Here is a 14,498-nt window from a genome sequence, read left to right on the forward strand (position 1 = left end):
GTTGTTTCCGTATTTTTGATTTTATAAGATATTTAGCGGTAAAAGTACAGAAACAGCCTATGCTTTCGTAGTCGCTTTCTTACAGAAAGCGTGTAGGCGAACGCTGACGCTTCTACAGGATCATTCGGCCGCTCCGCTCATGATTCACCGAACTTCTGGTTTATGCTCACGACGCCAGCTTTCCTACGGAAAGCTCGGTAACGCTTACGAAGCAGTTTTCTAACGAAAACTCAGTTTATGCTTACGATGCCAGCTTTCCTACGGAAAACTCGGTAACGCTTACGAAGCAGTTTTCTAACGAAAACTTTTAAGAGGTGAACCCCAAATGCACAAAGTAGCCATCATCGATGACGAAGTCATCATTATTCGCGGTTTAAGCAAAAATATCGATTGGCAGGGGAACGGCTTCGAATTGGTCGGTTCCGCATCCGATGGGGAGGAAGGCTTGAGGCTAATCGCCGAGCAGCAACCTCAGCTCATTATTACCGATATCCGTATGCCCTTCGTCGACGGCTTTGAGCTGACCGAGCAGGTTGTGAAGCATTACCCGGATACCAAAATAATTATGCTGACCAGCTATGACGATTTTGAATTTGCCAAGCGCGCACTGCAGCTCAAGGTATTCGACTATTTGCTGAAGCCCGTTGACAGTGATAAATTGCTGGAGACCGCCAAGCGCGCAATGATGGAGCGTGAATATGAGTGCACCATGAAGAAAAAAGTTGTCGAGGGCATGCCGCTGCTGAAGCAGCGCTTTCTCGAGAAGCTAATCGACGGAAAGCTCACACCTGTAGAGATCAGTTCCGGAAGCGATTTTCTCGATCTCCAGCTAGCGGCCTCGAACTACGCAGTGATCCTGCTGAAGGCTGATGACTACAGTTATCCTGAATACCAGAACCGGTTCGGCAAAGAGGTGCTCAAATATTGTGTGCTCAACGTCTCCGAGGAAACGCTGGCCACCTTGGGCAGAGGTCTTGTGTTTAACTCCTTTGAGGATGAAGTTGTACTCATTATTTGTGCCGAGGGTGAACAAAAGCAAGCTGAGCAGCAGGCCTATGAGATTGCAGAGACTATTCGAGGGAATGTCGAGAAGTTTTTAAAAACTACCGTAACCGCAGGTATAGGGTCCGCTTATGAGCAGGCCGCAAACATAGCGTTTTCTTATCAAGGCGCACGCTCTGCATTGGAGTTTCGGCATATAGTAGGAACCAATCGCGTCCTGACCGTAGCCGATACCGGCGAGACCCCACGTAAGGAATCCGTTGATTTGAATGTTCTGGAGAAGGAGCTGGCTGTGAAGGTCAAGCTTGGTTTGGAGGACGAGGCACTTGCCTTATTGAGCAGCATGGAGCAGGCGATTATTGAAAGCCACACCGTTTCCTTATCCCGTATGCGGCTGATTGGCGTCGAGATTACTGTTCTGCTGTATAAAGAATTAGAGGAACAGGCCAAGCAATTGGATGATTTCTATGCCGTCTACACCAAGCAGCAGCAGATGCAAACGGTCTATGAAATCTTTGCCTCTATACGCCAGCTTGTTATTCAGCTCGTCAACATCGTCAACGATCAACGCGACCACCAGATGAAGAAGGTTATCCATCGGGCCGTTGCCTACATGGAGCTTCATTATGATCAAGAAGGGCTGTCTCTACAGGATGTGTCCAGTGTTGTACACATCAGCCCTACCTATTTAAGCATCATTTTCAAAAAGGAAAAGAACATTAATTTCAGTGATTTCCTTTACCAGCTGCGGATGAATAAAGCGATGGAGCTGCTGCGGATATCCGATCTCAAGTCGTATGAGGTCGCCGAGAAGGTTGGATACCGCAACCCGCAATATTTTAGCGTCTGCTTTAAGAAATATACTGGTGTATCCCCTTCGGAATTTAAGCAGGTGAAGAGTTAAAACTCCCCCCTGCCAGATAGAATAACTGACACTCGTAAACTGCCTAACGGGTTAATCAAGGACCGATGCAAGCTTGGGTCTTTCCATTGAAAAAGCCACCCGTACCTTACGTCCGGGCGGCCTCGGCTTTATTTCAGCCGTGATGTTTCTTATAAATGTCGAGCGCCTGCTCCATTTTTTGCAAGTAGGACGGGCTATCGTCGGAACAAATAAATTGTACATCGGCACAGCCGGTATTCTCTAGCAAGGAATGGCTGACTAACAGCTCAGCCAGATGGTTCACCGTTCCGCTGCTGCCATCGATAATTTCAATATGCCTGGGGAGCAGCTTCTGCAAAATCGGTCTATAGAACGGATAATGCGTACAGCCCAAAACTAGCGTTCCATAGTTGTTCAGATCATAGGGTGCAAACTTGGCAGAGAAATAATCTGTCATCACGGCCTCATCAAACTGCAGCGACTCGCAATATTGGACAAGTTCAGGCATCGGCAATGAATCTACGATACTGAGGTCGTCTATACGATTGACCAACTCGATATATTTGGACTCCCGCAGCGTCAGCGGCGTCGCCAGCACCAGCACACGCCTGCCGTTCACACGGCTCAGCTGTACAGCTGGCTTAACGGCAGGCTCCATGCCAATAATGGGCATCGTGGTGTAGACGCTTCTGAGCTCTGATATCGCAATGCTGGTCGCGGTGTTACAGGCGATAACCAATGCTTTAATGTCCAGTTGCATCATCCTGTCAACCGCTTCAAAAATATACTGCTTAACCTCATGCTTCGGCTTCGTTCCGTACGGAACGTGAAGTGTATCTGCGTAATAGTAAAAATTCTCTTGGGGAAAGCGTCTCATGCCTTCATGCAGAACCGTGATACCGCCTAATCCCGAATCAAAAAAAGCTACTCTCATCTCTCCACCTGATTCGCTTAAGAATATAATTGTTTTTGGAACACTAAATTACATTATACCCCTATTGTCAGGAAAGCCAATAGACACTGCGCAAATCAAACAGTTGATTCAGTCATGAGGACTCTAACCTCCGCTTCAGCCTGTGCTTAACGGCTTGCGGACAGCACATACACCTTCACATTCCGTTTCACGCCAAAATCGACAGCTTCTCCCAAATCGTTCATATACACATCAATTCGGGCGCCGCGTACGGCTGATCCCGTATCCTCAGCCGTACGAATACCGATGCCATCGATGAATACCTCCGTACCAATCGGGATAACAGCCGGATCAACCGCTATGGTTCGTCCCTCCTCCGCTTTACTTCCGCTAAAGGTAATCCCGTATTCGGGATGGCCCTTCGATTTACCCGTCGATTCCTTACCAGCCGTATAGGCTGTTAAGGTGGAATTCATCACCTGACTGATTACCTTGGGCTGATCATCCGGTAATGGAATCACAGCTTCAGCAGCAGGTATATGCAGTTGTTGACCCACAACGAGAAGCTGTGAAGGCTCCAGCTGATTTTCCAGTGCCAGAGTTTCCACCGAGTTACCAAACTGCTGGGCAATATGCTCAAGGGTATCTCCCTCATTGACCTGATACATGATTCGTTTCGGTGCTATGGGCTGCTTACCTCCATTCGACTCGGACTCTGGGCTTGGCTCCCAAGCGGGACCTTGAACGGCTAGATCACGTTTGGAATCATCCGCCGTCATCGAGGCAGCGTTGAGCTCCCAGACTCCGCGTGCTTGTGAATGGAAATCTGATTTCCATCCCAGGATGAAAAATAATATGAGAACATACAACGATTTAATATGCCTTTGATACATATGAAAGGTTCCTCCTTAGGCAAAGAAAATAGTAAATCATAAAAATCAGACTTACTAGACTACAGTTACCCCAATTCATCACCGTTAAACCTTCCTAATTATGTAAATTGAATATTATGCACATATAAAATCGTTAATTGTCAGACTTTTCCACAGTTATCCACAAAATTATCCACAACTTGTACACATCCTTTTAATCGCACTTCCCTAATATCACAGGATCAGCTATTTGTTTACTAACCATGACAAGACGTTTTTTAAATGGTAAAATAGTCCTAAAACAAAGAAGTGCAACGAATAATAAACACGGGTTTAAGGGCATAAATCTAAGACATAGCTGTTAATATCGTTAATTGGTCAAGTAATTATTAAGAGAGGTAGACTCTCCAGTATGGCTTTGTTCGTATATACCAAATAATCCTGTAAGCGTATTCGCAACCACCATCAGTATCGAATTGGCTTTCAACCAGACGTGGAGGAATAGTAAACATGGAACCAAATCCTATAGACGGCATTAGACATACAAGCACCGAATCAAGACTGCATGAAATTGAGGAATTATTTAGACTGATCACCGAAAATACCTTGGATGTCATCTCTTATAGCACGCCGGATGGATTATGCCGATATGTGTCTCCTATGGTTCATACTTTGCTTGGCTATGAGAATTCGGAGATGATAGGAACAACAACATTTGATTATATTCACCCTGAGGATAGGAAAGCGCTGCAGACCTATGAGGCGAATAAAGAAAGCGGCGTCGTATGCTTCAGGTTTCTTCATAAGCACGGCCATTATGTGTGGTTTGAGGCTACTTTTAAAAACATAAAAAATGAGGAAGGCGAGCTGCAGTATATCATAAGCATCGCGAGGGATATCACGGATCGTAAGCAGGCTGAAGAGTGCCTCCGACAAAGCGAGCAGCGCTTTCGAGGTGCTTTCGATCATGCACTTATCGGGATGGCCCTTGTTAATTTAAATGGACAGTTTATTAAAGTAAATCGAGCCCTGTGCAGCCTCATTGGTTATTCCGAGCAGGAGCTGCTGCAATTAGGTTACAAGGATATTACAAGCCCGGACGATCTGGACAAGCATATGCATGATTTAGATAGGCTCTTGAACCGGTCCACCAGTCATTATTTTTTGGAAAAAAGATACATACATAAGCAAGGATCGATCATCTGGGCATTACTTGGCGTATCTCTGGTCCGTGATGATGCAGGAAACCCGTTATATTTTATTGCACAAATTGAAGACATTATGGACAAAAAGAAATTGGAACAACTCAAAGAGCAGCAGAGTGAATTGTTGGACAGAACGGACAAGCTATCTACAATCGGTCAGTTCGCAGCGAGTATTGCGCATGAAATCAGAAATCCGCTAACGACTATTCGCGGATTTATTCAGCTGCTCAGTGAAAAACACACATCCGATCCACAAGGCTATTACCCTATCATTTTGGATGAGCTGGACAGAGCTAATGAGATCATCAGCGACTTCCTGGCACTGTCCAAAAATCGCACGATTGAGAAAAAAATGTGCAATCTTAACGATATTATCCATACACTCCATCCGATCCTGTCAGCAGAGGCCAATCTGCAGGGGCATACGATGATTCTTGATCTGGACGAAACGATAGGCGACCTGCTTCTCGACGACAAGGAGATCAAACAACTGCTTCTGAATATCATACGAAACGGAATGGAAGCCATGAACGAGAGTGGAATCCTTACTATCATGACCAAGGAGAGCGGGGGGAAGGTGGATTTACGAATCTCCGATACGGGCTGCGGCATTCCGGAAGCCAGGATAGCGCAGTTATTTGAACCCTTTTATACGACTAAGGAAAAAGGTACAGGACTTGGGCTGGTGGTTTGTTTAAACATTGTGGAAAAGCACGGCGGCACCCTGACTGTACTGTCCGAAGAGAATCACGGGACCGTGGTTGTCGTTACCTTGTAGTCGATGAGATATCCTGATCTGAAACCGATAGCCTGCTTCTGGACAAGGTAAAAGGGTCTCATTCAATCAATCCCCCTGTAATCGCGCAAAAGACCATGTATTCTACATTGTAGAAGGCATGGTCTTAAGGTGTATCTATGTCATGCACGCTTCCATAGCTTAAGCTTGATTACCCCTGGCCTACCCATTCCTTACCGGCAGCGACCTCGTTCCAGCGAGCGCGAATCGCTAGCAGCTCAGCATTCGTAAGCGCACCTTTGTTAGCAAGAGCGGCATTTTGCAGCCAACGGTCAGGCTTGGTCGTCCCAACAATCGCAGTAGCGACTGCTGGCTGGCTCAATGTGAACCGCAGTGCCTGTTCGATCCCCTCTGCTGCGTCCTGTTTCAGGAAATCGTAATTCAGCTGCTGCAGCCGCTCCCAATACGTATGGTGATAGGCCTCCTTGGGCTTCTCGCTACCGGACATCCATGCCGCATTCGCTATCGGCCGCTTCGCCACAACGCCTACCTGTCTGACCACGGCTTCTGACAGCGTGAGCTCAATAGCCTGCTGATCCGCGATATTCACTGAGGTTTGCAGACTATCGAAGGCTCCGCACTGGAGCGCATACAATGCCGCCTGTCCATCACCACTGTAGCCAATGTACCGGGTTTTCCCTGCTTCCTGTGCACGCTGTAAAACGGTGATGACTTCACCATCGCGTAATATCGCCTCAGAGCAGCTGTGCAAATGAATCAGATCCACATAATCCGTTTGCAGCCGCTGTAAGCTGCGGTCGATGCTGTCGGCCAGCATCTTGGGGTCCCAATCCTTGGCGTTGAGGCCTGAGGCATGCCCGCATTTGGTGAACAAATAGTAATCATTTCTGCGATGCTTAACCGCTTGGCCGATGAGCTCCTCACTGGATTTATAGCATTCTGCGGTGTCGATTACATTCAAGCCTGCGTCCAACGCGCTGCCGAGCAGCCGCTCAACTGTGGATAAGGACGCCTGCTGATAGCCGATTTCTGCACCGCCAAAGCCCAACACGCTAACAAACATATCTGTTTTGCCGAATCTTCTTTTTTCCATAGAAGTCATCTCTCCCATTTCAAATTAGTTAGATATTGATTTGCTGTCGGTACTTTTCAGTACAGGCTTTTGCCTTAATAAATAGTGAGTCAGCACCGCAGATGCACAACCAAGCGCCCCTATGATAACGAAGCCTTCCTTTAACGTCAGCCAATCACCCGCAGCCCCCATAAAAAACGGCCCGATGAACATCCCGAAGCCATAAATCGCCTGATAAAATCCCATAGCCGTCGCGCGCTTATCCGGGTGCATATGCTTGATGCTGAGTGACATCAAAATGGGTGTCGCCAAACCTCTGCCAAATCCGGCAATCGCTTGTGTGAATATCAGCCACCCCAAATCCGACGTAAACGGAATCATCATGCTGAATACCCCGTTAAGCACGAAGCCGAAAATAATAATCGAGCGGTCCCCGAACTTTTGCGCCAGATGCCGTCCTCCTACCCATGCAGCCACAGCCGTTGGAAACGTAGAAAAGAACGTCAGCAGCCCCATATCGAGCTTCGTTGCATGAAGCGACTGGGCGTACACCGGTGTAAAACCGAAAACGGTTGCAAAGGTCAAAATTTGAAATAAAATGGCGAGCGACGAAACGACCAGCAGTGTGCGGTCACTGGCGACCTCCATGACGCCACGGGCGGTAATCTTTTGTGCGTTATCATCAAACTTCTCAATGAGAAAGAACGATCCGGCCATCCCGATCATTCCGACAACCGCACCGATCAGGAATGACGATTCCCAGCCGTACATATCGGCAAACCAGCCACCGCACAGGATGCCGAGCATTTGCCCTAAGGTGTTGTAGACGCTGATCGTACCAATCGCCTTGGTCGTTTCATCCTTCTTGTAGTAGCTGGTAAACAGGATTGTAAAATCAACCCAGGTCGCAGCCGCTGCACCTGCCAATGCACGCAGGATCAAGATCCAGGTCACACTGTTAGTCACCAGTATACCCGCCCCGGCCAGCACCGAGAATAAAAGCCCGAATGTAATAAACAGCTTTCTTTTGTGAAATCGGTCGGACATGATCCCTACTGGGATACGCAGCAGCATTTGGCTGAAGCCGTACATCCCGACAATCAGGCCGGCCATTTTATGCGAAGCACCTAGCTCCTCCACATAGGCTGTCAATATCGGCACACAGGTGTACATCGAAAACCAGAATAATAACGTCACGGCACAAAACAAGGGAATACGGTAAGAGCGTGGGGCAGCTGCCGAAGTCATGCGGTCTCCTTTCGGTAAAGCTATGATCTATTACCTCGAATCATACCTAATATAACCGATGGAAGGAAGAGCTGAAATAATGATCAGTTGGTATGGATAATATTGCAAGTTACGCACGGGTAACTACGAAATGACTACATCATACACTTGGGCAATTACGTATCGGCTGTGAGGGGAATTGGAAAGGATTTGATACAGGAGGCGTGGTATTACGGCGGTGAGATTGCAGAGGACTTTTTCAAATAAGCATCTGTAACCATAGCTGAAAGCAAATTGAATATGGAAATATTTGTAAAATATGTTTAGGGGCGTACTATACCTATACAATAACTCAAAGGAAAGAATAAGTCTATTCTTTTCTCCCATTTTCACGTATATTTTTGAAGTCCGAAAACCACCAAACAAGGAGTGAATCTATTATGCAAACCGACAAGCGTACTAAGGCTCTAATTACGACCAGCTTATTAATAGGGTTGATTTTATCCTCTCTAGACCAGACGATTGTATCCACGGCGATGCCCACGATTGTCCAGCAATTAGGAGGCCTTTCCTTATACAGCTGGGTGTTCGCTGTCTACATGCTAGCTTCTACCACAATGATGCCTATATACGGAAAGCTGGCTGATGTAATGGGGCGTAAAAAGATATACTTAAGCGGCATGACGCTCTTCCTTCTCGGTTCAGCCTTATGCGGACTTGCAGACACGATGACGAAATTGATCCTATTCAGAGGCATACAGGGACTCGGGGCAGGTGCATTGCTGCCTATTGCCTTCACCATTATCGCAGATGTATATCCACCTGAACGACGCGGAAAATTCATGGGATTGTTTGGCACCGTATTTGCTATGTCCAGCATTGTCGGTCCTACTGTAGGTGGATTGATCGTGGATTTCTTCCACTGGGGCTGGATCTTTTATTTGAATGTGCCGTTCGGCGCCGCTGCCATGCTCATCCTGTTATTTTCCTTGAAGGAAACGATAAGTACAGAGAAACGGTCTATTGACTGGTGGGGGGCGCTTACGCTAAGTGGTGCGGTCATATCCTTATTGCTAATCCCTGTGCTTAGCAGCAATCACCAGAGCCAAGGTTCTATTTCAACAGAATTGACCTTCACCATGATCTGGTTATTCGGAATCGGCGCTGTTCTGCTCGCGCTGTTCATATGGATCGAAAGCCGCGCAAAAGAACCTATCATTCCACTCCATCTATTTCATATTCGCGCCATCAGCTTCAGTCATATTGCCGGATTTTGCATGAGTGCGGGGATGTTCGGAGCGATTGCCTATATTCCATTGTTTGTACAAGGAGTCGTAGGCGTAAGCCCATCCATAGCCGGGTATATTTTAACACCGCTAATGCTGTCAGCTGCCATTACCTCCACCTTAAGCGGAAGGTTGATGAGCAAGGCTTCGTATCGAGCGATTCTCGTTCCCAGTCTGATCCTGATGGCAATCGGCTTCCTGCTGCTGAGTCATATGCATCTGGAAACGACCCGATGGGAGATCGTACTGTATATGATTGTAACCGGGCTTGGCATGGGAGCTGTATATCCGGTGCTTGGAACAGCTGCACAAAATGCCGTTGTACCCGCACTGCGCGGAGTTGCAACATCATCCTCGCAATTTTTCAGATCCATTGGAGGAACCATCGGTGTCAGCGTGCTCGGAGTCCTGCTTACTCAGCAAATGGCTGCAGGATTGAGCACATCAAGCACGGCCATGACTGGCACTACTGCGGAACAGCTTCAACATTTTACTGATCCGCAGGTGCTTCTTGACTCCAACTCACGAGCTGCATTACCTGCTGAAATCCTGCACACACTTCAACAAATATTCAGTGATGCCTTGAGCCTCGTATTTCTTGTTGGTGCCATTATGATCGTTGTCAGCCTCATTGCAAGCATTCTGATCGGTCCGGCCAGATTGGTTCCGAAGTCGTCCACAACTAAGCACAATTTATCGCAATAGCAGCTGCAATTCATCCCACTATCCGTTTCACTGCGGAGGGTTAGCACCCGGGGCTGGCAGCCAGTGAAATGGAGTTGTATCGAAAAACAAATCCGGATTGACCGGCACATTATGAGCCCAAAATGTGAAATGCAGATGCGGACCCGTGGAGAAACCCGTAGTGCCTACAAGTCCGATGATATCCCCTTGCTTTACATGATCTCCAGCCTTCACGCGGAGCTCGGACAAATGCGCATATTGCGAAAACAAGCCCATCCCATGGTCGATGTAAATCGAGTTCCCTGTCAAATAGAGCAGCTCCGACAAGGCAACTATGCCATCATTCGTCGCCTTGATCGGAGTACCCTCTTTGGCTGCGAGATCAAGCGCGCGATGACTGCTATCAAATTTCCCATTCACATAGCGGGTATAGCCATAGGGTGTTGTTAAAATCCCCTCTATCGGCTTAATAAAGTTCGTGCTGAACAAGAACTCTCCTTGAGACTCACTCCGTGCTTTATCGATTTTCTTCTGATCCTCATCAATACGTTTGGTTTCCTGCTTCATGGTTTCCATTTGCTTGGTGACCTGCAGGTATTGAGTCTGGAACTTTTTGGCCTTGATGGTTAGCATGCTGTCACCAATCGGATAGCTGCCCGGCTTGATCGCAAGCGACATCGGCAAATAAGTGAAATAGCCTGCACCGAAGGGCTCCAGCTTATAGGTCTTCCCTTCCCATGTGATTTCTCCCGGCTGTCCATGCCGTACGAGCACCACATCCCCTGGAGATGCTGTTTCTGGCAGCACTGCCCACTCGGCCTCCATGGCCTTTTGTGCGGTTTCCTGCTCCTTATAGAAGGCTGACTCTTTCACGGCTGCCTGTATGCGCACGCGCTCCGCCTCCATTTCCTTGGCAATATCCGCTGTCACCTTAGGATGCCAGGTCACACCGCCATCAACCGTTACCCACAGCGGCGCCTCTGCATTAGACCCATTCTCCAGCTGCACCCAGCCTACATTGCGGGTCAGGAACTGCGATTTGAACACCTTATAATCTGCAGCCTGTACATGTATGACAGACGGATTCTGCTCCTTGCCACTCATCCAGCTTACCGTCTCATCACTAACAACAGCGGACTCTGAAGACAACACAGCAAGAGTAGAAGAATCGGACGCAGACGCCAGCCAATGGACACCGCCATCCTTTGTAGTTACCAGACCATCGGAGTAAAGGGCCCAGCCCTGTGTCAAGTTATCCATGTGAAAGTCGAGCAATTCCCGTTTTTTAACCTCAGCTTTGGGGCTGGCCGCCGTAACGGAGCCGCTTGCATCTGGTGCCATGACCGGGAACTGAAACCATACTATGACAGCCGCACATACCAATACACTTAATACCCCCAAACCTATTCGATATCGGATCGAGGGCTTCCCGGCGGCACGCTTGTGTACGGCTTTTCTCTCAAGCTTCATCTTCGTTATCTCTCCTCACCTGCGGGGAAGGCTATTCACCCGCTGTTTCCGTCTTCTCTTCCTCTATATTACGATATTCCCAATTCGGTTGCCATGACTTCTTGTACAATCCTCATGAAGAAACAAGCATATGGAAGTCGATTTTGTCAAGTGTTTTTCGCAAAAGCAGTTTCAGCAAGTAAGAAAAATGGTTAAAAGTTGTATGTATCCAATACAATTCCTACCACTTGACAGCTATTATAGATGATGACAATAAAGAAGAGGGGGGGACTTACGATGAAAATCAATAATTCCCACATATGGCACAGCGGCAGCCTCTACTGGCCGACAACTTTAACTCATATACCCAGCTATCCGGCTTTACAAGGGCATATCACAACCGAGGTTGCTATTATTGGGGGCGGCATTACAGGTGCATTATGTGCAGCCGTCCTGGCGAGATCGGGCATTCCGACCGTATTGGTCGAGGGTCAGCGTGTAGCGTCAGGAAGTACGGCCGCAAATACAGGGCTGCTGCAGTTTTCGAATGATACCATGTTAAGTGAGCTTGCCGATAAAATTGGTGAAACGGACGCTGTCCAGTTTTATGGAGAATGCCGCAAAACTTTAACCCGTCTGTACAAGCTCGCGAATGAAATCCCCTACGATACAGGATTTCATGTACGCAGCAGCTTGTACTGTGCCAGTACATCCAGCGATGTTCCGCGATTGTTCAAGGAATATTCGATGCTGCGAAAGCACGGCTTTCCTGTCGAATGGGGCTCACCGCATAATACAGGCCACCACCTGCCGATCCGCAAGCCCGCCGCACTCGTGACACATGGGGATGCAGAAATCAATCCAATCCGATTTGCTCACGGTTTAATTGCCGAGGCTGCACATAAAGGCGCAAATATCTATGAAAACACCGTAGTAGAGGGCGTCCAACGAATGGGTGACAAGTTCGTGATTACGACTGATTTTGGCGAAATTATCGCCAGTCGTGTTGTACGCGCCGTCAGCGATGTCCCGGGAATTGAAAGCCCCTCACGCATCAAGCCGATCCTCAAACGCTCCTATGCTCTGGTCACCCCTGCAAATTCACTACCCGCTTCGTGGCCTTACGATTGTATGATGTGGGAAACTGCCCGTCCCTACTTTTATTTTCGAACCACGCCCGATCGAAGAATTATTGCAGGCGGTATAGATGAGAATCAAGCCGATGCGACCAATGATACAGACTACCTGTTTAATCGCACGCTTCGGCTGCTTGAAGAGCTTGGCAGTTTATTCCCTGAGAAACAATGGGAGGCTGAGCACGCCTGGTACGGGGCCTTCAGCGAATCGGTGGAGGATCTTCCCTTTCTCGGAGAAACTGCCAAGCAGCCTGGAATATTCCATGCCTTCTCTAGTGGAGGTAATAGCACGGTGTACAGCATGATCGCTGCAGAGATGCTGCGTAACCGCATATTGGGGCAGGAGCATCCCATGCATGCTCTGCTTTCACCGGAGCGTCCTGCTCAGCCAGACAGCTCAGCCGTCAAAACCGTTTAAGCACAGATATGATTTTAACCAAATGTTTGCCGTTTATTCAACCATACATTTGCCGAAAATCATTTATTAATCATATTACGTTGCGCATGATTAGCAAAGACGGTGGTTCAGCCACAGGGTAAGCCCGAAGGGAGACGACCGCGATAGCGAGTGCAGCAGCGCCATTCCAACAGATCACTAGTATCGACGGTCCGCCAATGGCAATTCCCCGACAGTCGCACCTGCAGCAAAGCCGAGGACGGCTGACTAAAAAGGTCAATCTTTAATCTGAAGCTGCTGCAGGAATCCAACCAGTTAACAGTGCTCCATGCTCCGAATGGTTATCTGCGGCAAGTTCGCCTCCGTGTCGTCTTACAATTTTTTGCGATATGGTTAACCCCAGTCCACTGCCGCCAGTTGAACGATTTCTGGATTCTTCACCACGATAGAGAGGTTCAAAACCTCGTTGCAGCTCTTCCGGGGAGAAGCCCGGTCCTGTATCACGAATCGAAAACCTTACTTTGTCACCATCTTTATAACATTGAACAACAATTTCACCATAGGAGGGGGTATGCCTGACGGCATTTTCCAAGAGGTTGTTGATGGATCGCTCCAATAAATGCATGTCACCGCAAATGAAGCAACCGTCCGCAGCAGGGTTCGAGATCGAGATGTGCTTTTGCCGGGCTAGCGGAATGAGACTGTCAATCGACTTTTGGAGTAAAAGTTTAAAGTCAACCGTCTGGTTGTGTAGATTCATCTCCACATAGTCCATCTTTGTAAATGTAAAAAGGTCCTCTACCAGCCGGTCCAATTGCGCCGATTTTTCCTTACAAACCGCCAGATACTTAGTTATTTTTTCCGGAGATTGTGCAATGCCTTGCTCCAGACCATCCAAATAACCTCGTAAGGCAAACAACGGGGTCCGTAAATCATGCGCAACAGCGGCGATGACAAATCGACGTTCTTCCTCTAATTCCGCTTGTTTTTGAAAAGATTTTTGAAGCCCCTTCACCATCACTTCGAATCCATCGCGTACTTCTGAGATTTCGGTGATCCTGGACAAAGGCAGCTTTACATCCCAATCTCCTGCGGCGATTTGTCTTGCTGCCAAGCTCATCTTTTCGAGAGGCTTAAGAAGGAACCTTCGCATTTCAATACCGATAATAAAGAAAGCTAGCAATAGTCCAGCAAACATCGAAATCATCTGAATCGTATTTAACTTCGGCAGGTAAATGACGACCTTTCCGATTAAATGACCGTTCTCTATGATGGAGAACCTTTCGGTTGACGACAAAGCGCCATGGCGCTCCGGATTAGACCGGAAAATATCCTGATCGGACGCAGATAGAATAGCCGCCTCCATCTTCGCTTGCTGCAACGCTTTATGCAATTGGTTTTGCCAATTCGGATCCCTCCATTGGTCCGGGTTCGTTTCGATCAGATGAATAATTTCGGTCAAATGCCTTTGAAGCATCGCATCTTGCAACCCACTATTTGCAAAGCTGAGCGTTTTTGTCTCCATGAAGTGAGCTGTAAGGAAAAAGATCCACGGCACCGTCAGTATGAAGAAAAAGCTCAGCGCAGTAAACGTACGAATGCGTAATGTTCTCAT

At 47.8% G+C, this 14,498-nt stretch carries 10 protein-coding genes; 4 read left to right on the forward strand and 6 right to left on the reverse strand.

Annotation, left to right across the window (positions count from 1 at the left end):
• The first annotated feature begins 325 nt into the window (after nucleotides 1–325).
• Nucleotides 326–1,906: a response regulator gene (locus tag LRL21_RS09530; RefSeq protein WP_240415550.1), complete on the forward strand. Its 1,581-nt coding sequence runs from the start codon at nucleotides 326–328 to the stop codon at nucleotides 1,904–1,906.
• A gap of 133 nt (nucleotides 1,907–2,039) precedes the next feature.
• Here LRL21_RS09530 and murI read toward each other — a convergent pair whose 3' ends face one another.
• Together murI and LRL21_RS09540 are read right to left on the reverse strand one after the other, a co-directional pair.
• Nucleotides 2,040–2,819: a glutamate racemase gene (gene murI, locus LRL21_RS09535; protein WP_240415552.1), complete on the reverse strand. Its 780-nt coding sequence runs from the start codon at nucleotides 2,817–2,819 to the stop codon at nucleotides 2,040–2,042.
• Nucleotides 2,820–2,965: 146 nt separating this feature from the next.
• Nucleotides 2,966–3,691, reverse strand: coding sequence for a 3D domain-containing protein (locus LRL21_RS09540; RefSeq protein ID WP_240415554.1), 726 nt, complete (start codon nucleotides 3,689–3,691; stop codon nucleotides 2,966–2,968).
• A gap of 489 nt (nucleotides 3,692–4,180) precedes the next feature.
• Between LRL21_RS09540 and LRL21_RS09545 the strand changes: the two genes are divergently transcribed.
• Complete coding sequence (locus LRL21_RS09545) at nucleotides 4,181–5,653, forward strand: PAS domain-containing sensor histidine kinase (protein WP_240415556.1); 1,473 nt, start codon at nucleotides 4,181–4,183, stop codon at nucleotides 5,651–5,653.
• 169 nt (nucleotides 5,654–5,822) lie between these two features.
• On the opposite strand, the gene LRL21_RS09550 is transcribed toward LRL21_RS09545, so the two are convergent.
• Nucleotides 5,823–6,725 carry an aldo/keto reductase gene (locus LRL21_RS09550; RefSeq protein WP_240415557.1) on the reverse strand — a complete coding sequence of 301 codons (903 nt, stop codon included), beginning with the start codon at nucleotides 6,723–6,725 and terminating at the stop codon, nucleotides 5,823–5,825.
• Between the two features lie 24 nt (nucleotides 6,726–6,749).
• Entirely contained in the window at nucleotides 6,750–7,952 is a 1,203-nt protein-coding gene (locus LRL21_RS09555; protein WP_240415558.1) for an MFS transporter, read from the reverse strand.
• A 419-nt stretch (nucleotides 7,953–8,371) separates the two neighbouring features.
• On the opposite strand from LRL21_RS09555, the gene LRL21_RS09560 reads away from it, so the two are divergent.
• On the forward strand, nucleotides 8,372–9,922 hold the full coding sequence (locus LRL21_RS09560; protein ID WP_240415559.1) for an MDR family MFS transporter: 1,551 nt from the start codon (nucleotides 8,372–8,374) through the stop codon (nucleotides 9,920–9,922).
• 27 nt (nucleotides 9,923–9,949) lie between these two features.
• Here the strand turns inward: LRL21_RS09560 and LRL21_RS45590 are convergent, their stop codons facing one another.
• Nucleotides 9,950–11,371, reverse strand: a complete 1,422-nt coding sequence (locus LRL21_RS45590; protein WP_275900674.1) for a M23 family metallopeptidase — start codon at nucleotides 11,369–11,371, stop codon at nucleotides 9,950–9,952.
• Nucleotides 11,372–11,647: 276 nt separating this feature from the next.
• Here LRL21_RS45590 and LRL21_RS09570 point away from each other — a divergent pair, with 276 nt between their 5' ends.
• Complete coding sequence (locus LRL21_RS09570) at nucleotides 11,648–12,904, forward strand: NAD(P)/FAD-dependent oxidoreductase (RefSeq protein ID WP_240415560.1); 1,257 nt, start codon at nucleotides 11,648–11,650, stop codon at nucleotides 12,902–12,904.
• 262 nt (nucleotides 12,905–13,166) lie between these two features.
• On the opposite strand, the gene LRL21_RS09575 is transcribed toward LRL21_RS09570, so the two are convergent.
• Nucleotides 13,167–14,498: a sensor histidine kinase gene (locus LRL21_RS09575; RefSeq protein ID WP_240415561.1), complete on the reverse strand. Its 1,332-nt coding sequence runs from the start codon at nucleotides 14,496–14,498 to the stop codon at nucleotides 13,167–13,169.

The sequence above is a fragment of the Paenibacillus periandrae genome, from assembly GCF_022458865.1.
Taxonomy (GTDB): domain Bacteria; phylum Bacillota; class Bacilli; order Paenibacillales; family NBRC-103111; genus Paenibacillus_S; species Paenibacillus_S periandrae.

Coding starts and splice junctions, on each gene's coding strand:
- LRL21_RS09560 (WP_240415559.1), top strand. CDS start 8,372: ATGCAAACCGACAAGCGTACTAAGGCTCTAATTACGACCAGCTTATTA.
- LRL21_RS09540 (WP_240415554.1), bottom strand. CDS start 3,691: ATGTATCAAAGGCATATTAAATCGTTGTATGTTCTCATATTATTTTTC.
- murI (WP_240415552.1), bottom strand. CDS start 2,819: ATGAGAGTAGCTTTTTTTGATTCGGGATTAGGCGGTATCACGGTTCTG.
- LRL21_RS09545 (WP_240415556.1), top strand. CDS start 4,181: ATGGAACCAAATCCTATAGACGGCATTAGACATACAAGCACCGAATCA.
- LRL21_RS09570 (WP_240415560.1), top strand. CDS start 11,648: ATGAAAATCAATAATTCCCACATATGGCACAGCGGCAGCCTCTACTGG.
- LRL21_RS09530 (WP_240415550.1), top strand. CDS start 326: ATGCACAAAGTAGCCATCATCGATGACGAAGTCATCATTATTCGCGGT.
- LRL21_RS09575 (WP_240415561.1), bottom strand. CDS start 14,498: ATGAGAACATTACGCATTCGTACGTTTACTGCGCTGAGCTTTTTCTTC.
- LRL21_RS09550 (WP_240415557.1), bottom strand. CDS start 6,725: ATGGAAAAAAGAAGATTCGGCAAAACAGATATGTTTGTTAGCGTGTTG.
- LRL21_RS09555 (WP_240415558.1), bottom strand. CDS start 7,952: ATGACTTCGGCAGCTGCCCCACGCTCTTACCGTATTCCCTTGTTTTGT.
- LRL21_RS45590 (WP_275900674.1), bottom strand. CDS start 11,371: ATGAAGCTTGAGAGAAAAGCCGTACACAAGCGTGCCGCCGGGAAGCCC.